Source organism: Hymenobacter lutimineralis, assembly GCF_008271285.1.
GTDB classification, from domain to species: Bacteria; Bacteroidota; Bacteroidia; order Cytophagales; family Hymenobacteraceae; genus Hymenobacter; species Hymenobacter lutimineralis.
Map to the genome: position 1 here is coordinate 88027 of NZ_VTHL01000008.1, position 24733 is coordinate 112759.

Annotated in this window: 16 protein-coding genes; 9 read left to right on the top strand and 7 right to left on the bottom strand. The window is 59.8% G+C overall.

Annotation, left to right across the window (positions count from 1 at the left end; translation table 11 throughout):
- Positions 1-82 precede the first annotated feature (82 nt).
- The 3 genes from nuoH (at position 83) to FY528_RS09535 (ending at position 2323) form a co-directional block, all read left to right on the top strand.
- Entirely contained in the window at positions 83-1159 is a 1077-nt protein-coding gene (gene nuoH, locus FY528_RS09525) for an NADH-quinone oxidoreductase subunit NuoH (protein WP_262383964.1), read from the top strand.
- 63 nt (positions 1160-1222) lie between these two features.
- Positions 1223-1792 (top strand): NuoI/complex I 23 kDa subunit family protein, encoded by a 570-nt coding sequence (locus tag FY528_RS09530; RefSeq protein WP_149070771.1) that lies wholly within the window; start codon positions 1223-1225, stop codon positions 1790-1792.
- Between the two features lie 18 nt (positions 1793-1810).
- On the top strand, positions 1811-2323 hold the full coding sequence (locus FY528_RS09535; protein ID WP_149070772.1) for an NADH-quinone oxidoreductase subunit J family protein: 513 nt from the start codon (positions 1811-1813) through the stop codon (positions 2321-2323).
- Positions 2324-2546: 223 nt separating this feature from the next.
- On the opposite strand, the gene FY528_RS09540 is transcribed toward FY528_RS09535, so the two are convergent.
- From FY528_RS09540 to FY528_RS09555, 4 genes are all read right to left on the bottom strand, one after another.
- Positions 2547-2930 (bottom strand): hypothetical protein, encoded by a 384-nt coding sequence (locus FY528_RS09540; protein WP_187632065.1) that lies wholly within the window; start codon positions 2928-2930, stop codon positions 2547-2549.
- 62 nt (positions 2931-2992) lie between these two features.
- Positions 2993-3595, bottom strand: coding sequence for an RNA polymerase sigma factor (locus FY528_RS09545; RefSeq protein ID WP_262383958.1), 603 nt, complete (start codon positions 3593-3595; stop codon positions 2993-2995).
- A gap of 285 nt (positions 3596-3880) precedes the next feature.
- Positions 3881-4363 carry a MaoC family dehydratase gene (locus FY528_RS09550; RefSeq protein WP_149070773.1) on the bottom strand — a complete coding sequence of 161 codons (483 nt, stop codon included), beginning with the start codon at positions 4361-4363 and terminating at the stop codon, positions 3881-3883.
- Between the two features lie 106 nt (positions 4364-4469).
- The gene (locus FY528_RS09555; protein ID WP_149070774.1) at positions 4470-12260 is read right to left on the bottom strand and encodes a T9SS type A sorting domain-containing protein; all 7791 of its coding nucleotides are present in this window, start codon (positions 12258-12260) and stop codon (positions 4470-4472) included.
- Positions 12261-12660: 400 nt separating this feature from the next.
- Here FY528_RS09555 and nuoK point away from each other — a divergent pair, with 400 nt between their 5' ends.
- The 6 genes from nuoK to FY528_RS09585 all read left to right on the top strand — a co-directional run bounded on the left by nuoK (position 12661) and on the right by FY528_RS09585 (position 19719).
- Positions 12661-12993 carry an NADH-quinone oxidoreductase subunit NuoK gene (gene nuoK, locus FY528_RS09560; protein WP_044004096.1) on the top strand — a complete coding sequence of 111 codons (333 nt, stop codon included), beginning with the start codon at positions 12661-12663 and terminating at the stop codon, positions 12991-12993.
- Between the two features lie 112 nt (positions 12994-13105).
- Positions 13106-15052 (top strand): NADH-quinone oxidoreductase subunit L, encoded by a 1947-nt coding sequence (nuoL, locus tag FY528_RS09565; RefSeq protein WP_149070775.1) that lies wholly within the window; start codon positions 13106-13108, stop codon positions 15050-15052.
- Positions 15053-15067: 15 nt separating this feature from the next.
- On the top strand, positions 15068-15439 hold the full coding sequence (locus FY528_RS21435; protein WP_149070776.1) for a superinfection immunity protein: 372 nt from the start codon (positions 15068-15070) through the stop codon (positions 15437-15439).
- The gene (locus tag FY528_RS09575; protein ID WP_149070777.1) at positions 15439-16908 is read left to right on the top strand and encodes a complex I subunit 4 family protein; all 1470 of its coding nucleotides are present in this window, start codon (positions 15439-15441) and stop codon (positions 16906-16908) included. The genes FY528_RS21435 and FY528_RS09575 overlap by 1 nt, the downstream gene beginning before the upstream one ends.
- Before the next feature lie 48 nt (positions 16909-16956).
- Positions 16957-18369: an NADH-quinone oxidoreductase subunit N gene (locus tag FY528_RS09580; protein WP_149070778.1), complete on the top strand. Its 1413-nt coding sequence runs from the start codon at positions 16957-16959 to the stop codon at positions 18367-18369.
- 240 nt (positions 18370-18609) lie between these two features.
- Positions 18610-19719, top strand: coding sequence for a S41 family peptidase (locus tag FY528_RS09585; protein WP_149070779.1), 1110 nt, complete (start codon positions 18610-18612; stop codon positions 19717-19719).
- A gap of 3 nt (positions 19720-19722) precedes the next feature.
- Here FY528_RS09585 and FY528_RS09590 read toward each other — a convergent pair whose 3' ends face one another.
- The 3 genes from FY528_RS09590 to FY528_RS09600 form a co-directional block, all read right to left on the bottom strand.
- Positions 19723-20517, bottom strand: a complete 795-nt coding sequence (locus tag FY528_RS09590) for a 3'-5' exonuclease (protein WP_222931802.1) — start codon at positions 20515-20517, stop codon at positions 19723-19725.
- Positions 20518-20876: 359 nt separating this feature from the next.
- Positions 20877-21533 (bottom strand): response regulator, encoded by a 657-nt coding sequence (locus FY528_RS09595; RefSeq protein ID WP_149070780.1) that lies wholly within the window; start codon positions 21531-21533, stop codon positions 20877-20879.
- 95 nt (positions 21534-21628) lie between these two features.
- Complete coding sequence (locus FY528_RS09600; RefSeq protein ID WP_149070781.1) at positions 21629-24715, bottom strand: sensor histidine kinase; 3087 nt, start codon at positions 24713-24715, stop codon at positions 21629-21631.
- Between the last annotated feature and the right edge of the window lie 18 nt (positions 24716-24733).

Below are 24733 nucleotides of genomic sequence, written 5' to 3' on the forward strand. Positions count from 1 at the left end.
TGATGGCTGTTAGCTTTCTTTGCTACTTCCCCGAACATAAAGCTAATGGCTAACAGCTATTAGCCAACAGCTCAAAAACATGATTGAACTACCCGCACTAGGCTGGCAATCCATTGTCATCTTCGTTGTTTTCGCGCTTTCGCTGCTCATTGCAACCTATTGCACCTATGCTGAGCGCGTGATTGCGGCGTTTCTGCAGGACCGGGTGGGCCCCGACCGGGCCGGACCCTACGGCCTGTTGCAGCCCCTGGCCGATGCTGTGAAGATGTTCACGAAAGAGGAATTCTTTCCCGGCGGCGCCAACAAAGCCCTGTTCGTGTTTGGTCCCTGCCTGGCCATGATTACCGCCCTGATGTCGTCGGCCGTAATTCCGTTTGGCAACAACATGAGCTTCGGCAACAATGCTTTCTTCCTGCAAGGCATTGAGGTGAACATCGGTATGCTGTGGGTGTTCGGCGTAGTATCGCTGGGCGTGTATGGCGTGATGATTGGCGGCTGGGCTTCCAACAACAAGTTCTCCCTGCTGGGCGCCATCCGGGCCGCTTCGCAAAACATCAGCTACGAACTCGCTATGGGTATGGCCCTGATTGCCGTACTCATGATTTCGGGCACCCTGAGCCTGCGCGATATTACGCTGCAGCAGTCGGTGGCCGGGGAATGGCATTTCTGGAACATCGTAAAGCAGCCGCTGGGCTTCATCATCTTTCTGGTGTGTGCCTTCGCCGAAACCAACCGCACGCCCTTCGACCTGCCCGAGTGCGAAACCGAGCTGGTAGGTGGCTACCACACCGAGTATTCGTCGATGAAGCTGGGCTTGTACCTGTTCTCAGAGTACGTGAACATCTTCGTGGTGTCGGCCGTGATGAGCGTGCTGTACTTCGGCGGCTTCAACTTTCCCTTCCAGTACGAGCTGCGCGACTGGTTGGTGAGCAGCCAGGGCTGGGAGCTGGCTTCGGCCCAGAACCTGATTACGCTGCTGGGTACCGTAGGGCTTTTCCTGAAGATCTTCGCCTTCATCTTCTTCTTCATGTGGATCCGCTGGACTTTGCCGCGCTTCCGCTACGACCAGCTGATGCGCCTGGGCTGGACGATTCTCATCCCGTTGGCCGTGTTCAACATCCTGCTCACCGGCGGCCTCATCCTGTTCGGGGTGATTTAAGTAACCTCTTCACTTACTTTGCCTTCCGGCTCATACGGGCCGAAGGGCGAAAGGAACCATAGTATGCAACTCACCAACCGAGCCAAGAAGCTAGAAAAGAAGCCGATGACGCTGGCCGAGCGGGCTTATCTGCCGGCCATCTTTCAGGGACTAAGCATCACGATGCGCCACTTCTTCATGAAGAAGGCTACCGTGCGCTACCCCGAGGAAGTACGGCCCTTCTCCAACGTGTTCCGGGGCCTGCACGTGCTCAAGCGCGACGAGCAGGGCCGGGAGCGGTGCACGGCCTGCGGCCTGTGTGCCGTGGCTTGCCCTGCCGAAGCCATTACCATGGTCGCCGGCGAGCGGAAGAAAGGTGAGGAAGGCCTCTACCGCGAGGAGAAATACGCCATCAGCTACGAAATCAACATGCTGCGGTGCATTTTCTGCGGCCTCTGCGAGGAAGCCTGCCCCAAAGCCGCCGTGTACCTGCAGCCCGACAAGATGGCCCCACCGCGCTTTGAGCGCGACGAGTTCATTTACGGGAAAGACCGCCTGGTGGAGCCCGTGTCGCCGGACGAGCGGTCCATTCGCGGCATTCAGCTCACGCCCGAGCAAGCTGACACGCTGCGCAGCAAATTGCAGTCGGCGTAACATATCCTCTTCTCCTCCATGTCTCCACTCTTCCTTTTTCTATCGTTTGTGGCGCTGCTGAGCGCGCTGGGTGTGGTATTCGCCAAGAATCCGGTGCACAGCGTGCTGTTCCTGATTCTGACGTTCTTCTCCTTGTCGGGGCACTATCTGCTGCTGAACGCGCAGTTTCTGGCCGCGGTGAACATCATCGTCTACGCTGGCGCCATCATGGTGCTGTTCCTGTTCGTGATTATGTTCCTGAACCTGAACGTGGATACCGAGCCGCACAAGCCCGCGCTGGCCAAGGTTGCCGCCGCTGTAGCTGGTGGGTCCCTCCTGCTCATTCTGGTGGCCGCCCTGAAAGACGTACAACCTACCGGCGTAGCCGCTGGCACCGCTTTCAACTCCCAAATTGGCATGGTAGCCCAACTGGGCATGAAACTCTACACCGACTTTTTGCTGCCCTTCGAGCTGGCTTCGGTGCTGTTCCTGGTAGCTATGGTAGGCGCCGTGATGCTGGGCAAGCGCGAAGCAGGCGAGCGGAATTTCTAATCAACAGCCCTCAAGCAACAAAAAGCAGCTTCTGAAGTATCAGAAGCTGCTTTTTGTTGCTTGAGGAAATATTTCCTTTCTAAGAGAACAGAAAGTACCGCTCTACTAATTTCCCTGTGAAGTTTACCCCTGAGGAGCTAAGCTTTTTACTTGATACTACAGGGCCAAACAACATCAAAGCCGTAGCGGCACCTGATTCCTCAGGTGCCGCTACGGCTTTTACCTATACCGAGGCCGGTTGATCCGGCTCGGTGGACCGGCGGCGCATCCAGGCCGGGCCGGTGCAGACGCCTTCCATCTTCTGGCGAAATTTTTCCTGTTCCTCAGGGGTCAGGCCGGCCATGCGCGACTCCATCTTGTGCTTCCACTGGCGGCGGTGGCGGGCCCAGCCTTTGTGGCCTTTACCGCCCCGGCCCCAGCCCCCAAACAGGATGCGGGAAAGCACCAGCAGCCCCAGCGCCTGCCAGAAGCCGATGAGCGGCAGGTTGAACAGCGCGGGCAGCAGCCAGTTCCACAAGTGCATGGTGACGTAGCCAGCTAGGGCCACAAACAGCAGAATAAAGAAGGTAATTTTGAGGCCGCGCAGCAGCCAAAAGGAGCGGTTCATGAGAGTTTGATTTATTTGTTGTCCGTTGTCGACAGCCCAGGGATGGGGCCTACTTCGGCCACTTAGTCGGTAAATAGCTCGGTGTAGAGCTTTTGCAGGCGTTTGCGCAGGTGCTGTACGGCGTAGTGCTTGCGCGAAATCAGGGTCTTGAGCGGCACCCCGGTTTCCTCTTCCATTTCCCGGAAGGTTTTGTCTTCCAGCTCGTGCCAGATAAACACCTGACGCTGGGCAGCGGGTAGTTCGGCCAGCGCCTCGCTGAGGGCCTCCATCAGGGTCTGGCGCAGAAGTCGGTTTTCCGGCGCGTCGTCCACGGCGGGCAGGATATCCGCCAGCAACAAGTCATTTTCCTCGTCGCCGGAGTACGCGGCCATTTCGGCTTCCAGAGAAGCCGTTTTCTTGCGCCGGTACAGGTCCGTGATTTTATTGCGGGCCACCCGGAACAGCCACGCGGCGGCCTGCTCTACGGGCTTGAGCATGCGGTAGCTTTCTACCAGCTCCGCAAACACGTCCTGCAGCACGTCTTCGGCCTCGTTGGGGTCGGGAATGCGGCGGCGGATGAATTGCAGCAGCCGGCCGCGCTGCGCGCGCACGGCGGCCTGTATCTGCTCGTCCTGGTGGCCGGCCGTCATCCGTGAGGCATCGAGAGGTAAAGCAATGGTTTCCATTCTACTGGCGCAGACGCACCAGCTGACAAAATATTTTAGCGCCGCCGAAAATAGTTCGGCCGCCCCCCGCCCCCCGTTTACGGAGGCGTAAACCTCCTTAGAAACGGCGTAAGTACCCTTAGAAGTGGCGTAAACCTCCTTAGAAGTGGCGAAACCTCCCTTAGAAACGGCGTAAACCTCCTTCGAAGCGGCGTAAAGGCGCATAGAAGGGGCGTAAACCCCTTACGAGCAGGCGTAAGTGCCCTTAGAAGGGGCGTAAGCGCGCGTAGAAAGGGCGAAGACGCCCTACGAAACGGCGCCGGGGCGTTCCAGGAAGTGGTAGAGGAAGGTGATGACGCCGGTGTAGGCGGGCTTTTTGCTGCCCTCGATTTCCAGCGTCACCTCGATGCGGGCCTTGGCAATGCCCCGCAGGTCTTTCACAGAAAGCAGCTTGGCCCGCAGCCGCACGGCGCTATCTACCAGCACGGCCTGGTTGAAGCGCAGGCTTTCAATTTCGTAGTTCACCTGCATCTTCAGGTTCTCAATAACCACCAGCTGCGACCAAAGGTAGGGCAGCAGCGCCACCGTGAGGTAGCCGTGCGCAATGGTGCCCCCAAACGGCGACTCCACCCGGGCGCGCTCCTGGTCGAGGTGAATCCACTGAAAATCGAGGGTGGCGGCCGCAAACTGGTTGATTTGCTCCTGGGTGATGGTGTGGGCGGCAGAGGTGCCCAGCTCCTGGCCTTCGTACTGCAGGAGTTCGGCCAGGCTGCGGATGGTAAGCGTCATGGAACGGGGACTTTTAGCGGGGATGAAGGTAAGCATCCTGGCGGCTTTGGCCACAAAAAAGGCGGCCCCGGAGGAGCCGCCTTTTCTGGTAGTGGCACGCTGCTGGCTATTCTACCACCAGCTTCTGCACGAGGCGGCCGCTGGCCGTTTGCAGGGACACCAGGTACACGCCGGCCGCCAGCTTGACGGTGGGCTGCACGGTGATGTCCTGCTGCGGCTGGGTCAGGCCAACGGGCATTTCCTGCACTACCCGGCCAAAGCCGTCGGTGATGCGCAGGGTGCCGGTAGCGCCTTGCATGCCCACCGCGCGCACCGTGAACTGCGTGCCGCTGGTGGGATTGGGGAAGGCCTGGAAGGAGGCTTTAGCCAAAGTAGTTACCTGTACCGTTACGGCTTCGCTATAAGCCGTACGGCCATCCAGGTCTACCTGGCGCAACCGGTAGTAGGCCAAGCCCTGGTAGGGACGGGCATCCACGGCCGTGTAGGCATGGCGGGCGGAGGTAGTACCCTGCGCGTCTACCTGGGTTACGGCTTCAAACGTGGTACCATTCAGGGAGCGTTCTACCACGAAGTAGGCGCTGTTGCGCTCCGACGAGGTAACCCAGTTCAGCTGTACCGTGGCGCCGGTAGCCTTGGCCGTGAAGCTCACCAGCTCTACGGGCAGTGGGTTGTCCACGGTGTTGGTAGAAGCCAGGGAGAAGTAGGTTTCGCCCACGATGGTGGTAGCGCCCGACACGGCGTATCCAGCCGGAGCAGCGGGCGAGAACACCCCCGAACCACCCGCGTTGGACCAGGGGCCCGTAGCGGTGGTAGCCCGGGCAATGCGCAGGTTACCGGGTACGTTCACGCCTTCGTCGGTACGGACGTTGGTGTTAAAGCTCAGCCGCACGGTGGGGCTGGTGATGGTGCCCGACAGCAGGTTGATGCGGTAGTAGCGGGTACGCGAGAGGTTGGCCAGGCCCGAGCCCGTGACGAAGGAGCCAGTAGGGGCTGTATTAAACATTTCTACCAGCACCACGGCGTTCGAGCCGCTAGCCTGCCGGATGGTAACCGGGCGGTAATACTCGGCGTTACCCACCGGGAAGCTGCGCGAGGCGTCGGCCGTATTGGGGAAGCTGATGGCCAGCTTGCCGAAAACGAAGGCAGACTGACTTTCCCCCACCACGGGCTGAATAGCCGTATTTGTGAGGGACAGCGTGTTGGTACCCGTTACGATGTTGCCGTTGTCGAGATTGAGCAGGTAAGAAACCGATGCGCTCTGCGCCAGGGTCAGAATCCCACTACCCGACTTGTAAACCTGATAGAACTGGGTGGGCACCGTACCGGCTACGGAGCGGTTACTGTTGCTCAGGAAGCGCACCGTGCTCGTACCACCGGTGTAGGTGGCCGAGTTCAGCCAGTTTCCCTGCAGTAGAATTTCTCCGCTGCCTCCGGCAAAGCTGCCCACGGTATTGGCAAAGTTGCCGTCCAGAGTGAGCTGATTTGCATTGGCCGTATATACGCCCGCATTAGTAAGCGTGCCCGTCACCGACATGGCGCCGTTGCTGGCGCTGAAGTTGCCCGATGTCGTCAGGTTCTGTCCCACGGTTACGGTACCCGTCTGGCCTGTCCCGTTGAAGGTGCCCGAGTTCACGAGGCTGGTTGCGACCTGCAGCGCCCCGGCATTCGAAGTGAAAGTGCCGGAGTTGGTGAGGGACGCTCCCGTGCTGATGTTGCCCACGCCAGCGGTAATGGTGCCGGCATTCACAATGGCTCCGGTAACCGTGGTTTTACCCGTGCCCAGGGTGAGCGTCCCCCCCGACTGGTTGCTCAGGGTATACGCAATAGTCAGGTTGCCATTGCCCAGGTTGATGTTCCCGCTATTGGTCAGCGACTTTGTGGTGCTGAGCAGGGTAACGTCGATGTTGCTGTTATTGGTAACGGTGGTTGAGGCGGCCACGTCGAAAGAGCCGTTGATTTGCAGGCTCTGGTTACCCAGCGACTTGGAAGTACCCGTACCCGAGAAGCTCAGGTTGTTGTACACCGAGCGGGGCGGCAGCGTCACGATAGTACCATTGTAATCGACGGTACCGCCCGTGCTGCTGGTGAAGGCCGTGAAGTTACCGGCCGGGAACGTAGAGGAATTGATAACCAGCGTCCCGGTACCCGTCACCACGCCAAAGTTGTTGGCCGTAAAACCGGCCACGTTCAGCGTACCATTCAGCACCAGGGAGGAAGCTCCCCGTCCTGGCCCGTTGGTATTGATCAGGTGCGTGGGCAGAATAACTACCGGGTTGGCAGCCGAGGGGAACGTGGTAGGCAGCGGCGAAGAGTCCGAGCCGTCAGCATTGAAGGTCCAGGAAGTAGAAGCATCCCAGTTGGCGCCGGAGCCCGTTTGCGTGGCGTTGCGGCTATAGTAGGTTTTAACCGCACCAAACTCGCTCGGAGCCCCCGCCGTGTAGTCCCCGTCCACGTAGTTCACGCCGGTCAGGGTTATGGTGTTGTTGCCCGTATTTATTGCCCCAGCAATGCCGTTCTGTGGTACCCATGCATTCGTTAGGTAGCGACCGGCAAAGAAGTTGGGTTCTGGGCTTGTCGCTGGAGCCACCGGAACTGGCACATCCGTCTGCTGGTAGGTATACTGCTGCGTAACGGTGGGGTTGCTCAGGCCCGTGCTGCTCACGCGCCAGTAGTAGTTTAGCTCCAGGTTGGAAGCATCCGTGGTGGAAGGATGCTTCACGTTCACAGGGTTTACCGTGATAGTACCGGCCGCGCCGTTGCTAGTTAGGTTGAAGCTGGCGGGCGTGAACTTGGAGACTGTGCCTACCGGGAACACGAAGGAGCCGGCGCCACTGGCAAAGGCTTTTTCCACGCCAGCATCGGCCACAATCCCGTTGGTACGGATAAAGCGCGTGGTGGTGGCAGCGGTAGTGGCGGCGCCTGCAATAGCAGTGCTGCTGGTGTTGGTCAGCTTCAGCAGGTTGGAGCCGATGCTCAGGATACCGTTGGTGAAGGTGAGTACCCCATCAATTTGCTGAGCGGCCAGGGTAGTAGCGCCCAGGCTGTTGTTGAGCTCCAGGTTGCCGAAGATACCGGCCCCGCTGCCCCCGATGTTCTGGTTGGCCGTGCCCTCCAGCACTATTTTACCCGTGCCGCTGTGCTTGGCGGAGTTTACCACGTTGCCCAGGGCCTTGATGGTGTTGCCCCCGTCGTTCAGCGTGCCTACAATCAGGGAGAAAGTCCCGTTCACGAGCAAGGCGGAATTTGGCTGCAGGGTTACTTGGCCGTTGGTGAAGGTATTGTTTACCGTCAGGTTGCTGAACACCGTCAGGTTGGCCGTGGTGCCAGCTACCAGCTGACTGGCCGTGCTGCCATTCAAAGTAGTGGTTTGCGTAGTAGAGCCCACGCGGTAGCCGCCGCCCGTGATAGAGGTACTGGCCGAGCCATTACCGTTGCTGAAGCTACCGGCTACCGATACATCAAAGCCGTTGGCGTTGAAAACGGAGTTGCTGTTGCCAATGCTGAAGTTGCCTCCCAGAATCAAGGGGTTCTGCACCAGCGTACCTGTGGTGGCGCTGCCGACCGGGGCACTGGCCACCGTCAGGCTGTACAGCGGGATGGTCGTGTCCACGTTCAGGTTTACGGTGCCGATGCCCGCCGTGCTGCCCAGGATGATTTCTCCCCCGGTTACGCTGCTGGCAGCTGGGTGCAGGTACAAGTCGGCAATAACGCCGCCATTGTTGTTGGTGCGGTGCAGCGTGAGCGTACCGCCCGACATAGTGAATGAGCTGTTGGTGTTCAGCACCTCAAACTGCGCCCGGGTACTGCTGGTAGAGCCGTAGCCTTTCACGAGTACCGCCCCCCCGCTTTGCGAGTAGGCCAGGGCCCCCTGGGTGGTCGTGAGGGGACGCCGGATCTGACCGTTTACGTTCAGGGTACCGGCGCCAACCGCAATTTCCGGCTCCGTAGCGCTGGAGTACTCAATGGTGTTGTCGGTAGCCGCCGCCTGGTCGCCCACGTTGAGCGTGCCCAGTAGTGAAGCCAGGCGGCCCGCCAGCAGCAGGTTGCCGCCGGTGGCTACGTTGAGCGTAGCGCCGGCGCCGTTCACCTGCAGGCCCGCCGTGCTGCCCACGGTGTAGTTGCCCGTGTTGACTTTCACGGTCCCGTTGACTTTGGCGAAGCTGAAGGTACCATTCGTCAGCACCAGCCAGTTGTCGGTGGTAGGTACGGTGAGGGCGCCAGCCACGTCAAGCGTCAGCGTGGGGGTGCGGGAAGCACCTTTATTTACGGTGAGCGTGTTGAAAGTAGTGGTGGTGCCCGTGCCCGTTATCTTGGCATCGGCCTCGTTCACAAAAGTTACATTCACCCGGCCGGTGCTGCCCGTAGGGGCCAGCGTAAACGTGCCGTTGTTGGTCACGCCGCCACCAATCTGCAGCGTGTTGGTGGTAGCACCGTTGCTGATGCCGAAGGAAGCCCCCGTACCGACCAGCACGTCTTTGCCCACTACTACGCTACGCGCCCCGGTGCCGTAGAACAGGCTGCCCAGCTGCTGATCAATTTTACCGTCGATGATCAGGTTGCCGGCTACACCCGCATTCAGGACGGCCGTGCCGGTGAAGCCCGTGCGCGTACCACCCCGCAAATCGTTGTAGATGCGCAAGTCCAGGGCGGGCAGCGTGAGGGTAAGGCCACTGCCGGAGTTCAGCACCAGGTTGTAGTAAGAGCTGAGCGTCTGGCTAGTGAAAGAGGTCAGAGGGATGCTGAAGGCAGTGCCGGTGGTGTAATACTCCACGGTGCCGCCCTGCTCGCCCAGGAAGCTGCCAAAGTCGCCGCCGGGAAACTGAGCCAAGGCGGTAGCGGAGGAAATGCGCAGCGTGCCTGAGCCGTTTACTTTGGCTTCGGGCAGCGCCCCAAAGTTGTGCCCGGTAGTGGTGCCCAGGTCCACTACACCGGTGTTGTCGATTTGCAGGCTGCCCGCACGGGTAGCGTTGGTGGTAACCGTTACGGTACGGCTGTTGCCCACGAAGGCGGGGTTGCCGGCTCCGGGAAAGGTGCCGGTATTCACGGCCGAGTTGTAGCCGACCGTCGACCAGGTAGACGCCTGGTTCCAGGGGCCGTTGCTGATGCTGTAGTACTTGGTGATGGCGCCGAAAGCACCGGTTTCACCCGCCGTAAACTCCCCGCTGGCGGGCACCGACGCAAAGTTGATGACAAACTGCGTGGTGCCTTCCACTACCTGGTTCACGTCAACCGTTCTTTCCCAGGTGGCGGTAGTCGGGTCGTAGTAGGCGGGGATGTAGCTGGAAATGGTACCCGTAGTCAAGCTGTTGTAGCCCGTGAAGCTCTGGTCCGTCATGAGCATCTGGCCCACGGGCAGCACGAAGTCGGAGTTGGTTACCTTCCAGTAGTAGCGCAACAGGTTGCTGCTGGTGGCAAAGGGGTTTGCTGTTTTCACCGGGGCCACGGTAATCTTGCCGTAGCGGGAAGGCGCAGCCGTCAGGTTGATAACAGCCGGCGTGTAGTAGTTGGCCGTCACGTTGCTGACCGTAATCTGCGTGCCCACGGGAAACACGAAGGCTTCGGAAGGCCCGAAGGCGCCGTAGGTTTTGCGGATGCCCCCGTCGCTCTGGTTACCGCTCGTCCGAATCATGCGGTTTTGCGAGAAGCCTCCGGTGCCCGCCGCAATGGCGTCGTTGCTGACGGAGGTAATCGACAGACGCTGGGTGTTGATATCCAGCAGGTGGTTGCTGTTTAGGGTGAGCTTGCCACTCACGGTTTGCGCGGCGCTTAGCGAGGCCGCTACGGCGCCCGCTGCCAGGGTGCTGTTGTTGATGATCAGGTTGCCAAACACGCCCGAACCATCCCCACCCAGCGTTTGCAGCGCGGTACCGGCCAGGGTGATGCTGCCCGTAGTGGTGCCGCTGCTGGTGTGCGTGGCCGAGTTGATAATGTTGCCTTGCACCGTCAGCGTTTTGCCGGCGTCATCAAGGACGCCGTTGCTGAGGGTGAGCAGGCTTCGTACCAGGAAAGGCGACGTACCGGCCAGCTGCACGGTGCCGTTGGCTTTGTCCATGAGCAGGTTGTTCAACCCGCTGGTGATGGTGCCGTTGTTGGAAAAAGCCTGGTCCTGGCTGCCCGTGAAGCGCGTGGTGTTGGCACCCGGCGTGTACACCGTACCCGAGGCAATGGTAAAGTCGCCCTGTACCGTCACATCCAGGTCGTTGGCCAGGAGCGTAGGCGTATTCGAGCCACTCAGGGTGAGGTCGTTTAGCACCACCAGAGGCCGCGCAATATTAGCTGACTCAATACCAGCCGCAAGCGAAACCACGGTGGAAGTTCTGCCAGCCAATGGTTTGGTAATGTTCAGGTTCCAGAAAGGAGCTGTGCTGGAGATTTTGAAAAGCTGATCCTTCCGGTTGGTTTCTCCCGGCAGCATAACATTTACGTTACCCCCGGTCACGGAATAGTTGGTAGCCTGCACGCCAATTTCAATACCGGTATTCTTGCCTGGGCCACTCGATTCGGTATCCTTCAAGTTAATCGTCCCACCGCTCATGGTGAAGGACTGCGTGGGATAAGGAACCGAAAACCGCGCAAACCCTTGTTGGTTGTTTAGCTGCGCGCCGCTATCCTGTAGGTTGAAAACCCCTCCACTGATGGTAAAGCTACCCAGCGGAGTTCCCGTTTTTACTGGGCTGAACTTTTCTACCGTCATGGTGCCACCTTCAATCAGGTAGCTGCCTTGGTCGCCGATTACAGAGCCGTCATTGCCGGTTGAGGTGAAGCTGCCAGCCGAAATCCGAAAAAGCCCTTCGCTAATCAGGCCACCTTTCACAGCGCTGGCCACCGTCACGGTGGCCCCATCTACCCACAGGCCGGCGCTGGCCGGAATGGTATAGCCGTCGTTGCCGTTGGTGGCATTTACGAAGTTCACAGTGATGTTGCTGGAAAGACGTAGAGTACCCTTATCCAGAATAATAATGTTGCCGCTGGTGGCATTCAGCGAAAACAGCCCGGCCGAAGCCGCTACAATGCGCTGCACAAACTGCGAGCTGGTGCCTTTGCTGACGGTAATGGCGTTCAGGGTAGTAGTGCCGTTGGCCGTCAGCGTCCGGTCGTTGGTGCCCGTGAAGGTGATGTTGGTGGTGCTGGTAACCTTGCGGCCCCCACTCAACCCGTTGGTATAGTAGAATACGATGGAGCCGCCACTGGCTACGGTAATGTTGCCGCTGGCCGTCACGGTGCTGGTTGCGTTGCCCGTTTGGTTGGAGCGCCAGGAGGTGCCGGTGCCCACGGTCACGTCGCCGTTGGTCGTCAGGGCCGCGCCGTTGCCCATGGTGAAGCTCAGGGTCCCGGTACCCGTCCGCGAGAGGGTTAGCGCACCGTTCAGGGTGAGGGTGCTGTTAAGCACCATGTTCCGGTTGGTGGCCAACGTGTTCAGCAGGCGCAACTCATTGTACTGCCCGCTGGCGGGCGTCGGCAGCACGGCGTTGTCGACCAGGTTGTAGTACTCCACAATGCCGGTATTGGCATCGTCGAAGTTGTTGGTAGTCACTACCGGAAAGCTTGTCGACGACAGCCGCAGCGTGCCCTGTCCCGACAAAGAAGGCAGCGTTTGGGTAAACTGGCTGGTGCCCATATCCAGTACCCCACCCTTTTCAATCGTCACGGCCAGGTTGGAGCTGCTGATGTTGGCCGTCATGGTCACGGTATAGCCGTTGAGGATCAGCACCGCATCGTTGGCACCAGGTACCACGTTGCTCGGGTTTACCGAAGTGGAGCCGCTGGGGTCCGTAGTCCAGGTGGCAGCGTTGTCCCAGTTGCCCGTAGTACCCCCACCCGTGAAGGTGTAGTACGTGGCAGCTCTGGCGAGCGTGCTACCTAGTAAGAGAAGAAAAAGCGTAACAAGTTGTTTCATGAGCAGCTAATATGGATTGAAGCAGGTTGGTGTTAAACGAGGCGATTAGCAAAGCAAGTTCCGCAATTTCCTTCAATTTAGCATATTACCTCAAATCACCGCATCAACTTCCGAAACAAATTATCCATAACTCAATTGTGGCTTTTTGACTAATCCAAGGAGGATTTCCAGCTTTCTATACCCGTTTTCCTTCCGGCTGGTGTCCCCAGCATATTCAATTTATTATCAACAAATAAATTTGATTAATACAATTTATTGCAAAAAGCGTCGTCCGGTGCATTCTTCGCCGGCCAACTCCGCCGCCGGGTATGGATTTCCCAATTTTCAGGATACATTTGCCAGCTAATTGCCCCGTCGTGCCCCGGCCGCAGGGGCTTCGTTCCGCCGCCAACGCTACCGCATGGACCAGAACATACCGCAGGTTATCCAAACGGTTCCTCTTCAGTACTACGTTTTCTTCGCCGCCGCCCTGTTTTCCATCGGGGTGCTGGGCGTCCTCACGCGGCGCAATGCCATCATCATCTTCATGTGCGTGGAGCTGATGCTGAATGCCGTAAACGTGCTGCTGACGGCCTTCTCGGCCTACCGCGCCGACCCCAACGGGCAGGTATTCGTGTTCTTCATCATGGCCGTGGCCGCCGCCGAGGTGGCGGTCGGGCTGGCCATCATCGTGATGATCTACCGCAACCTGCAGAATACCGACGTTAATCTGCTCAACCGCCTGAAGTTCTAGTTTTGGGTCTTGGGGGCTTGGGGTCTTAGGGGCTTGGTTTTTTTGTTCAGTTGAACAAGTTAAACCAACGAAACCTAAGCCCCAAGTCCCTGAGTCCCCAGTCCCTGACTATATGCAAGAAACTGTAATCCCCGCTGCCGGCGCGCCGTACTCCACGTTTCTGTACGTGCTTATTCCGCTGCTGCCGTTTTTGGGCTTTCTGATCAACGGGCTGCTCAACCGCAAGCTCTCGGGCACGGTGGCCGGCGCCATCAGCAGCCTGGCGGTGCTGGGCTCGTTCGCCATTTCGGTGTTCCTGTTCCTGAACTTCCAGTACCAGTACACCGTCACGCTGTTCGACTGGATTTCGGTCGGCTCGATGCAGATTCCCTTCTCCTACCAGATCGACCAGCTCAGCCTGATTATGCTGCTGCTCGTGACGGGCGTGGGCTTCCTGATTCACGTCTACAGCATCGGCTACATGCACCACGATGAGAACGTGGGCAAGTTTTTCGCCTTCCTGAACCTGTTCGTGTTCAGCATGCTGGTGCTGGTGCTGGGCGCCAACTTCGTGATTCTGTTCATCGGCTGGGAAGGCGTGGGGCTGTGCTCCTACCTGCTCATCGGTTTCTGGAACAAGAACACCGCCTACAACAACGCCGCCAAGAAAGCCTTCATCATCAACCGCGTGGGTGACCTGGGCTTCCTGCTCGGCATCTTCCTGATCTACCTGACCTTCGACTCGGTGCAGTACGCTGAGGTATTCCAGAAAGCATCAACGATGCAGATTGGCGCGGGCGTGGTAACGGCCATTACGTTGCTGCTGTTCGTGGGCGCTACCGGCAAATCGGCCCAGTTGCCGCTCTACACCTGGCTGCCCGACGCCATGGCCGGCCCCACCCCGGTTTCGGCCCTTATTCACGCTGCCACCATGGTAACGGCCGGTATCTACATGATTCTGCGTGCCAACGTGCTCTTCACGCTGGCCCCCGATACCCTCGAAGTTATTGCCATCATCGGCGCGGCTACCGCCCTGTTTGCGGCCACCATCGGCCTGGCGCAGAACGACATCAAGAAGGTGCTGGCGTACTCCACCGTTTCGCAGCTGGGCTACATGTTCCTGGCTTTGGGCGTGATGGGCTACAGCACTTCCCTGTTCCACGTACTCACCCACGCCTTCTTCAAGGCGCTGATGTTCCTGGGCGCGGGCTCCGTGATTCACGCCATGAGCAACGAGCAGGACATGCGCCGCATGGGTGGCCTGCGCAAGGCCCTGCCCATTACATTCATCACCTTCTTCATAGGCTGCCTGGCTATTGCCGGCATCCCGCCCTTCTCGGGCTTCTTCTCGAAAGACGAAATTCTGCTGCACGCCTTCGAGCACAGCAAAGTGCTGTACGCGGTGGGCTTGTTCACGGCCTTCCTAACGGCCTTCTACATGTTCCGCCTGCTGTTCCTCACCTTCTTCGGCGAGTTCCGCGGCACCGAGGAGCAGAAGCACCACCTGCACGAGTCGCCGGCCTCAATGACGCTGCCGCTCATCGTGCTAGCCATTCTGGCGGCCGTGGGTGGTTTCATGAACGCGCCCTTCTTCCTGGGTGAGGAAAACGCCTACCTCTCCAACTTCCTCGCGCCGCTGTTCACCTACTCCAAGCAGCTGAACCCGGCCGCCTTCGGCGTGCACGCCGACCACGCCACTGAACTCATGCTCATCGGCCTCTCGGTGGGCGCAGGTGTGCTAGGCATCATCCTAGCCTACGTACAGTACGTGAGCCGCGGGGTGCGCCCGGTGGAAGACGGCCAGTCGCGCAACTTCCTCGAAAACCTGATCTACCACAAATACTACATCGACGAGCTGTACAACGCCCTGATTGTGCGTCCCATCATGTGGCTTTCGCGCGGCCTGTTCCGCTACGTGGAAAACGGCGTCATCGACCCCATCGTGAACGGCTTCGGCCGCCTGACCATGGGTGGGGGCCAGCTCCTGCGCTACGTGCAAACCGGCTCCGTTGAAACCTACCTCATCCTGATGGTGGTGGGTATCGTGCTGGTGATGGCGCTGAACTTTGTAAAGCTTTAGAGGAGACGAAACCTAATGAAGAGTACGCTGCTATTTCTTGGTGATCTGGGGGGCATTGAGTTACTACTGATGCTGGTTGTGCTACCTGGAATCTGTATTCTTCATTTCCTTCCTTCCATTCTAGGCCGTAAGCGCCCTGATGCTTTAATGATCTTTCTGATCAACCTGCTTGCAGGATGGTCAATTATCGGCTGGTTTGTTGCGCTATACCTTGCCTTGCGCAACGCTCCGGTTTCGAACCCCTTCTCATCTTCTCCCGCTTTCGCCAGCGTTGCGGCTCCTGCTGTTTCAGTAGCAGATGAGCTAGCCAAGCTGCGTGACTTGCGCGACCAAGGCGTCCTGACGCCTGAAGAATTTGAGCGCCAAAAGAACAATTTGATTAGCTAATGCTGACTGTCCTTCTTCTACTCTGGCCCGTGGCGGCCGCCCTGCTGCTGCACTTCTTCAAAGGCCGTGCGGCCCGGGTTCCGGCGCTGGGCGCAGCCCTGGTTGAATTTGCGCTGGCCGCCTACGCGGCCTTCACCTTCAACGCCAACAACACCGGCCAATTCAGCTACAACCTGAACTGGATTCCCTCGGCCGGTATTCAGTTTGCGGTGGGCATGGACGGGCTGAGCCTCTTACTGGTGCTACTGACGGCCCTGTTGGTGCCCATTATTCTGCTGAGCGCCTTCCGTCGCAACTTCGAGAACGAGTCGGTGTTCTATGCGCTGGTCTTGTTCATGCAAACCGGCCTGATTGGCGTATTCACGGCCCAGGATGCCTTCCTGTTCTACTTCATGTGGGAAGTAGCCCTGATTCCGATTTACTTCCTGGCCGGCGTGTGGGGCGGCGTAAACCGGGCCCGCGTTACGTTCAAGTTCTTTCTGTACACCATTATCGGCTCGCTGTTCATGCTGGCCGGCTTCGTGTACCTCTATTTCCAGACTGGTCCCTCAGCTGATGGCCTCTCGGCGCACAACTCGGCCCTCACCTCGTTCTACAGTCTGAACCTGCCGGTCGACACCCAGCTGTGGGTATTCTGGCTGATTTTCGCGGCCTTCGCCGTGAAGATGCCCATCTTCCCCTTCCACACCTGGCAGCCCGATACCTACACCGAGGCCCCGGCCCCGGCCACCATGCTGCTCTCGGGCATCATGCTGAAAATGGGCATCTACGGCTGTATGCGCTGGCTAATTCCGGTCGTGCCGCTGGGGACTGACGCCTGGCAAAACCTGGTGCTCATCCTGGCCATCATCGGCATCATCTACGGGGCCATCATTGCCATCCGCCAGCAGGACGTGAAGCGCCTCATTGCCTACTCCTCCCTCTCCCACGTGGGGCTGATGATTGCCGGCGTATTCTCCCTTACCCAGATGGGCATGCAGGGCGCCAGTATTCAGATGCTGGCCCACGGCGTGAACGTGGTGGGCATGTTCTTCATTGCCGACGCCATTGAGCGCCGCACCGGCACCCGCAACATTGCCGACCTGGGCGGCCTCACCCGCAAAGCCCCCGTGCTTACGGTGTGCTTCCTGGTGCTGCTGCTGGGCACGGTGGCCCTGCCCCTCACCAACGGCTTCGTGGGCGAGTTCCTGCTGCTGGCGGGCGTGTACCAGTTTAACGCTTGGATGGGCGCAGTAGCCGGCGTTACCATCATTCTGGGCGCTGTGTACCTACTGCGCATGTTCCAGCGCGTGATGCTCGGCCCCGACTCCTCGTTCACCGAAACTTTCACCGACCTCACCGGCGCCGAGCTGGCCCTGCTGGTGCCGCTCATTGTGCTATTGTTCTGGATTGGCCTGTTCCCCAATACCTTCCTACACCTGTCGGAAGGCAGCGTGCTGAACATTCTGAACGAGGTAGTAAAACGCTAAACTGTGAGTGGTCTGCGGCTTCGGCCGTGGCAGCTACATTCTCTGCTAATGAATTCCATCATTCTACTTTCCGTTCTGGGCCTCGGCAACCTGTTCCTCGGGTTCCGCCGCTCCAACCGGCTGCTCCTGCCCGTGATGATGCTCATCCTGGGCGTGGTGCTAACGGTGAACTTCATCGACTGGAACCAGGGTGCGCAGTCGTTCTTCAACGGCATGCTCACCATCGACAACTTCTCGGTAGCCTTCACGGGCATTGTGCTGCTCACGGCCCTGGTGCTGGTGCCGTTCTCCCAGAAGTACGTGCTCGACGGGGAAGCCAACCTGGCTGAATATTACTCCCTGCTGCTGTTTTCGCTGGTGGGGGCCATCATGCTGGTGAGCTACAACCACCTGCTGATGCTGTTCCTGGGCATTGAAATCCTGAGCGTGGCCATGTATGTGCTGGCCGGCTCCGACAAGCGCAACCTGCGCTCCAACGAAGCCGCCCTCAAGTACTTCCTGATGGGTGCTTTCTTCACCGGCATTCTGCTCTTCGGCATGGCCCTGCTGTACGGCGCTACCGGCACCTTCGAGCTCAGCCAGATCAGCGCCGCCGTGCAGAACCCGGTGAATGCCTCGCTCACGCCCATGCTCTACATCGGCATGCTGCTGATGCTGATTGGCATCGGCTTCAAAGTATCGGCCGCGCCCTTCCACTTCTGGACGCCCGACGTGTACGAGGGTACGCCCACGTTCTTTGCGGCCTTCATGAGCACCGTGGTGAAAACCGCTGGTTTTGCCGCTTTCCTGAAGCTGCTGGTACAGGCCTTTCCGGCGGCTTCGGCCCAGGGTATCTGGCTGCCCACGCTCACGGCCATGTGCGTACTCACGCTGCTCATCGGCAACGTGGGCGCAGTAGCCCAAACCAGCATCAAGCGGATGCTGGCTTACTCCAGCATCTCCCACGCCGGCTACCTGCTGATTGCGTTGGTAGCCTACAACGGCCAGCTGGAAGGTGCTTCCGCCAACGGCATTCTGTTCTATTCTCTGGCTTACTCAGTAGCCACCGTAGCCGCCTTCGGGGTAGTGAAGCTGGTGGCCGATGCCCGCATGCGCGAGGATTACAACGGACTCAATGGCCTGGCCAAAACGAACCCGCTGCTGGCGTTTTCCCTCACGGTGTCCATGCTGAGCCTGGCAGGTATTCCGCTCACGGGCGGCTTCTTTGGCAAGTTCTTCATCTTCTCGGCCGCCGTGGAGAATGGCTACATCGGCCTCGTGGTGTTTGCCGTGGTGATGTCGATGGTGAGCATTTATTACTACCTGCGCCCCATCATTGCCATGTACATGCGCGACGCGGAAGACGAAACGACGGCCACTCCGGTGCCCGTTACCACCTTCCAATCCGGCGCCCTGCTGCTGCTGGCGGCTCTCACCGTGCTGCTGGGCGTACTACCCGGCCTGGTAGCCGGCGTGCTGTAAGCCATTTTTGCGCGTACCACTCGCTTTTGCTAAAGGATGCCTCTGCCGCCCGGTAGGGGCATTTTTCATGAACCACTCCTGAGGCACCGGCAAATGGGTACTACCTCGCGCTGCCGCTTCACCCTACTGTTGTAGCCTTTTCGCAGAGGTACGTAGGGTGTAGCAGGGCTGGTTGAAGGCAGATTTTAGGAGAATCGGCCTATACTTGTGGCTGATTTTCCGCTACTGTTCCTGCTTGCTATGAAACGCTTCCCTGCTCTGGCGCTTTTGCTTGGCATCCCACTGCTGGGCGCCGCACAGGCTCCTGCCCCGCCCCTCAGCCTCCCTGAGCAAAGCTTCGAAGTGTTCTGGCAGGCTTTCCGCGACCATTACGCCTTCTTCCCCCTCAAGCAGGTAGACTGGGACGCCACGTACCGCACCTACCGCCCCCGCATTACGGCCCAGACGCCCGAGGACTCTTTGGTGCAGGTACTCAGCCGCATGGTCGAACCGCTGCACGACGGGCACATCACCATCAGCCGGGGCGAAACCATCCTGTTCAAGGGAGAAAGCCGGCGCAACGCGTTTAAACAGACGTTCAAGGCGGTGCAGCCGGAGTTCTGGCGCGTGGCCGGGCAGCAGCTGCAAGCCGCCGGTTTCGGGCCGCTCAAGGTCCTGGGACCTGATTTCAAAGGCAAGAAGCCTGTCTATTTCAGCCGCAGCGGGACCATTGGCTACCTGCACCTCACCCGCAACTTCGCCGATATCACCGGGGCCATTGGCACCGACAAGCAAGAGAAAAAAGATCAGCAGCGGCTGGAAAAGCTATTTTCGCAGGCCCTCAGCCAGCTGGCCTCCTGCCAGGTACTGGTGCTAGACGTGCGCGACAACGGCGGGGGCCACAGCGGCGTGCAGCTGGCCGGCCACTTCGCGCCGGAGCGGGTGCTGACAAGCTACAAAGCCTTGCGCCGGCCAGGTGGCTACGAGCAATTCACGGAGCCGCAGCCCGTATACGTGACGCCCGCTGCCGGCCGGCGCTTTGCTGGCCCGGTGCTGCTGCTCACCTCCGACCAGACTGCCAGCGCCGCCGAGGACCTGACGCTGGCTCTTACCAGTCTGCCCCAGGTAACGCAGGTGGGCATGGCCACCAAAGGTATGCTCTCGGATATGCACAGTGTACACCTGCCCAACGGCCTAGACGTGACGCTTTCCAACCAGCGCTACACCACCCCTACCGGCCAGGTGCTGGAGGATGTGGGCGTGCAGCCCGACATAGCAGTAGCCAACACCCTGCCGGAGCTTGAGCAGCAGCGCGACGCCGTGCTGACCAAAGCGCTGGAGCTGGCCCGGCAGCAGCTGCGCCAACCCTGACCCTTATACCCGGCGCATCACGGCGCTCAGCTCATCGGCGTACATCACGGCCTCGTCGCCGAACGGTTCTTCGCCCCGGAATTTCTGGAGTAGCCGGGCGGTGGTGATGATGTCCTTCTGGCAGTAATGCACGATGCGCGGCAGGTCATTGTCGGTGTAGTACACGCGGGCTACATCGGCGCCGGTTATGTCGTCTTTGGGCGTGGGAATGCCAAACATGGCCGCCAGCAGCGCCAATGAAGTATAGGATTTCCGGTCGCCAAACTTCCAGAGCTCCATGGTATCGAGGTGGTTGATTTCCCAGGGCTTTTTGCCGGCCACGTCGAGCTGAGGCGGCAGCTGCAGGCCGTTGATAAGCAGGCGGCGGCCCAGGTAGGGAAAGTCGAATTCCTTGCCGTTGTGGGCGCAGAGCAGGTAGTTGGGCTTGCGGGCCAGCAAGGCGGCAAACTCGCGCAGCATGGCCTTTTCGTCGTGGTCAGCGAAGCTTTTCACCCGGAAGCGCCACCGTTCCTCCTGCTTGTCAAAGAAAAAACAGCCCACCGAAATGCACACAACCTTGCCGAACTCAGCGTAGATGCCGGCCTGCTCAAACAAGCTGGTGGCGTGCAGGTGGTCGGGCAGGGGTTCCACGTCGGCGGCGCTGGAGTGCCAGCCTTTCTCGCGGCGCAGGGCGTGGCACTTATGCTCCCAGAGCAGCTGCAGCATGTCATTTAGCTCGTCGTGGCAGCCTACGCAGGGCACGGTTTCAATATCGAGAACGAAAACCTGTTCGAGAGAAACCTTGTGTAAAATCTGCATAACCGGCGGCGCTACCTGAATGGGGATACCGAAGATAGGTTTTCCTGACAGAGAAGGGCAAAAAAAACCGCCGACTGACCCTGATTGGCCAGCCGGCGGGCGTTTGTTTTCATGGGAGGGCCGCAGTACAAAACTACGTGCCAGCTAAAGGCAGGGCAGGTATGCCACTGATTCGGAGTGCGCCTTACTGCGCACTCCGAAGCGGGTATGTCATGTAGACTGCGTCAGTGACTTGGGGCTTCACCGCTACGACCCGGATCCACTTGCGTTACTGACTCTACAAAGATGCAAACTACCTGCCGCCCTATCAATCACATGTTGATGTGAGGTAACTGTTGGGACTACAGCCACCCCGGGTTCTAGGTCAAGCCCTGGCGCAGGGCTTTGCTCACGGCTTCCGTCATGGAGCGCACGTGCAGCTTCTCGTAAATCTTCTTGATGTGGGAGCGAACAGTATCCAGGGAAATACCCCGATCGGCGGCAATCATCTTGTAGCTGTAGCCTTCCACCAGCAGGTTGAGCACTTCCTGCTCGCGGGCGCTCAGGTTGGCCGGCGAGTCTTCGGGCGGGGCGGCGGCTTTGGGCGGGGTGCGCGGAAAAAGCTTGAGCACCTGGCGGGCAATGGCCGGCGTCATGGGGGCGCCACCGGCCCGCACCTCGCTGATAGCGTCGAGCAGCTTGACGGGGGGAGTCTTCTTGAGCAGGTAGCCGTCGGCACCCGCGCAGATGGCCTCGAATACCCGGTCATTGTCCTCAAACACTGTCAGCATCACCACGCTCACGGTGGGCGACACGCCCTTGATGCGGCGCAGCCCTTCGATACCGGTCATACCCGGCATATCAATATCCATGAGTACTACATCGGGCCGGAGGCGGCTGATGTCGGCCTCGGTCTGGGTACAGTTGCCGAGGGCTCCGGCCAGTTCCAGGCCGGGGGTGCCGGCCAGCAGCTGGCTTAGACTGGCCCGTAGATCAGTATTGTCCTCGTAGATGAGGACCCGGGTATTTTTTTCCATAACGGTGGCACGAGGAGGGAATATAAAACAAGTAAAGATACCTGAACCCGCCGCCCATCCCACTCACACAATGATGTGACCAATGCCTGCTGAGCTTACGCCGCCTTCAAGGGCACGCTCAGCTCCAGCTTGGTGCCCTGGCCCGGGGCCGTTACAATGTCGAGCTGTCCGCGCAGGGCGGCGGCCCGGGCCCGCATATTCGTCAGGCCGTTGCCTCCGCCTTTGGCCGGGTCTTTCGGGTCGAAGCCCACGCCATTGTCTTCCACCGTCAGCGTAAGGCGGTTGTACTGGTAGTCGAGGTGAATGCGCGCCTCCTCGCACTGGGCATACTTTGCCAGGTTGTTGACGGACTCTTTGTAGAGTAGAAAAAACTCCCGGCGAGCCCGCATCTCCAGGCGCAGGCCCTGCACGTCGGGCGCTACAGTGAACGAGAAATCAATACCCCGGGCTTCCAGCACATCGGAGGCGAAAATGCGCATGCGCGAGAGAACGGCCTCCATGGAGTCGTGGGCGGGGTTGATGGCCCACACAATGTCATCCATGGAGTCGAGCATGCGGCGGGAGCTTTCACTGATCTGGTCGAGCAGCTGCGTGGCCTGCTCCGGGCGGTTCTGGTGCTGGTGGTTACGCGCCAGGGTGCTCAGAATGCCGATGCTGCTGAGCGTGGAGCCCATATCGTCGTGTAGGTCGCGGGCAATGTTGTGGCGCACCCGCTCCAGGGCCAGCAGCTGGCGCACCCGCACGCGGTAAGCCAGAAAGAGCAAGCCAATCAGCAGCCAGCTGGCCAGCACCCGAAACCACCACGTCTGGTACCAGGGCGGCGTCACCACTATTTTGAGCGTGGCCCCTTTCTGATTCCAGACCCCGTCGTTGTTGGCAGCCCGCACCTGAAACAGGTAAGTGCCGGGGTCGAGGTTGGTGTAGGTGGCCTCGTGGCGGGCCCCGGCTTCAATCCAGTCTTCGTCAAACCCGCGCAGGCGGTACATAAAGCTGTTTTTGGAAGGCAGCTGAAAGTTGAGGGCGGCAAACTCGATGGAGAAGAAGTTTTCGCGCGGCCCCAGGCGCAGGGTGCGCCGCTCGGTAATGGACGTATCGAGGCGCACCTGCTGGTTGAACTTGCGGAACCCGGTGAATACCACCGGCGGGGCGGTCTGGTTGACGGGCACGCCCCCAGGCCGAAACGTAATCAGCCCGGTGATGCCGCCGAAGTACAGCCGTCCGTCACTACCCGCCCACTGCGAGCCGGCGTTAAACTCATCCTGGGCCAGCCCGTCGCGCATGTCGTAGGTGCGGACCTGCAGCGTGGTGGGCGAAAAGTGGGCAATGCCCTTGTTGGTAGAAAGCCAGAGGTTGCCCTGGCGGTCAGGCAGCAGGGCGTATACCACATCGTTGGGCAGGCCCTGCGGCTCCCGGAACGTAGTGAACAGTCCTTTTTCGGCATCATCCAGCCGGTTTAGTCCCCCGCCTTCCGTGCCAATCCAAAGGGTACCGGCCCGGTCCTGCACAATGCCGCGGACAAAGTTGCTGCTGAGGGAGCGGGGCTGGCCGGGCACGTTGCGGTAGGGTTTGCAAAGGCCCGTGCGGGGGTCGAGCAGGCACAACCCTCCCCCACCCGTGCCCACCCATAAGCGGCCCTGCCGGTCGCGGAAGCTCATGCGAATGTAGTTGGTGCCAAAGCTGGCTTTGGGCGTCAGGGGCTTGTCGCGGTACACCGTGCTACGGCCCGTGTTGGGGTCGAACAGGTTTAGGCCGTTCTCGGTGCTTATCCAGAGCTGGCCCGTGGGGTCGAGGGCAATAGCGCGGATGGCGTTGTCGCTAAGGCTGGTGGGGTCGGCGGGGTTGTGGGCGAAATGCCGCACCTTGCCGGTGGCCGGGTCCAGGCAGTCCAGGCCGCTGCGCTGGGTGCCCACCCAGAGCTGGCCGCGGAGGTCGAAGCACAGCGCCCGGATAAAGTTTTCACTAAGGCTGTTGGCTGCCCCGGGCCGGTGCCGGTACTCCTGGCGCTGGCCGGTGGCCGGGTTGTAACAAACCAGGCCGCTTTCCTGCGTACCAGCCCACAAACGCCCGGATTTATCTTCACACACGGCCCACACGGGGTCGGGGCGCGGGGTAATGGGCACCGTGGTGAACGTAGCCGGCCGGGGCATGAAGGAGGCGACGCCCCCTTCCGTACCTACCCAAATCTGACCGTTACGGTCCTGGAACAGGGCCTGCACGGTATTTTCGGGAAGCATGTGCGGGCGCCCTAGTTGGGCGCGGTACGGAGCAAACGTGTTGCTGACCCGGTCGAGTTGGTGCAGGCCCTCGTCGGTACCTACCCATAGCCGGCCCTGGGTATCTTCTAGCACGCTGCGCACCGCGTCGCTGCTCAGGCTGCCTGCATGCCCGGGCTCGTGCCGATAAACCAGCTCTTCGTGGCCTTTGCTCAACGACAAAAAGCGAAGACCGTGTACTTCCGTACCCACCCACAAGCCATTGGCCTGATCAACGCACAAGGTCGTAATGCCGGAAGGTGCCTGCCAGTTGGGGCGGGCCTGTAGCTGGCCCGCCGCCACGTCCAGCCGGCTCAGCTGCCCGGCCCCGGTGCCTACCCATATCTGGCCCGCCGCATCCTGCGTGATAGCGCGCACGGAGTTCCGGCGCACATTCGCGGTGGTTGCAACAGGATGCTGAAACAGTTGGAAGCGGCCGGTTTTGGAGTCGAACCGGTGCAGACCGCCCTCGGTACCTGCCCATATCTGACCGATTCGGTCACAGAAAACGGCCCGGACGAAGTTGTCGGCCAGCGTGCCGGGCCGCCCATCCTCGTGCTTGAAAACCTGAAAGCGCCCGGTAATGGGGTTGTAGCGGTTGAGGCCACCCCCACCCGTGCCCACCCATAAAAAACCCTGTTTGTCCACGGCCATCGACAGCACAAAGTTGCTGCTCAGGCTGCCCTCCACTTGCGGGTCGTTGCGCAGCACTTTAAAGCTGGCTCCGTCGTAGCGGTTGAGGCCATCCTGAGTGCCCAGCCACAGAAAGCCGCGCGGGTCCTGGGCCATGCAGTACACGCTGTTTTCCGACAAGCCCTGCTCGGTGGTAAGGGTACGGAACGTGAGCGGCAAGGCCGGCTGAGCCGCAGCCGACATGGCCACGGCTAACAGGAATGACAGAAAAAAACCGAGAAAAAAACTACGCTTCATGTAGGCAGAGCCAGCCGG

Bases quoted from the DNA above. Each gene is read 5' to 3' on its own strand.
- FY528_RS09575 (WP_149070777.1), top strand. From the start codon at position 15,439: ATGCTGACTGTCCTTCTTCTACTCTGGCCCGTGGCGGCCGCCCTGCTG.
- FY528_RS09540 (WP_187632065.1), bottom strand. From the start codon at position 2,930: ATGAACCGCTCCTTTTGGCTGCTGCGCGGCCTCAAAATTACCTTCTTT.
- FY528_RS09535 (WP_149070772.1), top strand. From the start codon at position 1,811: ATGTCTCCACTCTTCCTTTTTCTATCGTTTGTGGCGCTGCTGAGCGCG.
- nuoK (WP_044004096.1), top strand. From the start codon at position 12,661: ATGGACCAGAACATACCGCAGGTTATCCAAACGGTTCCTCTTCAGTAC.
- FY528_RS21435 (WP_149070776.1), top strand. From the start codon at position 15,068: ATGAAGAGTACGCTGCTATTTCTTGGTGATCTGGGGGGCATTGAGTTA.
- FY528_RS09595 (WP_149070780.1), bottom strand. From the start codon at position 21,533: ATGGAAAAAAATACCCGGGTCCTCATCTACGAGGACAATACTGATCTA.
- FY528_RS09590 (WP_222931802.1), bottom strand. From the start codon at position 20,517: ATGCAGATTTTACACAAGGTTTCTCTCGAACAGGTTTTCGTTCTCGAT.
- FY528_RS09555 (WP_149070774.1), bottom strand. From the start codon at position 12,260: ATGAAACAACTTGTTACGCTTTTTCTTCTCTTACTAGGTAGCACGCTC.
- FY528_RS09585 (WP_149070779.1), top strand. From the start codon at position 18,610: ATGAAACGCTTCCCTGCTCTGGCGCTTTTGCTTGGCATCCCACTGCTG.
- FY528_RS09550 (WP_149070773.1), bottom strand. From the start codon at position 4,363: ATGACGCTTACCATCCGCAGCCTGGCCGAACTCCTGCAGTACGAAGGC.
- nuoL (WP_149070775.1), top strand. From the start codon at position 13,106: ATGCAAGAAACTGTAATCCCCGCTGCCGGCGCGCCGTACTCCACGTTT.
- FY528_RS09530 (WP_149070771.1), top strand. From the start codon at position 1,223: ATGCAACTCACCAACCGAGCCAAGAAGCTAGAAAAGAAGCCGATGACG.
- FY528_RS09580 (WP_149070778.1), top strand. From the start codon at position 16,957: ATGAATTCCATCATTCTACTTTCCGTTCTGGGCCTCGGCAACCTGTTC.
- FY528_RS09600 (WP_149070781.1), bottom strand. From the start codon at position 24,715: ATGAAGCGTAGTTTTTTTCTCGGTTTTTTTCTGTCATTCCTGTTAGCC.
- FY528_RS09545 (WP_262383958.1), bottom strand. From the start codon at position 3,595: ATGGAAACCATTGCTTTACCTCTCGATGCCTCACGGATGACGGCCGGC.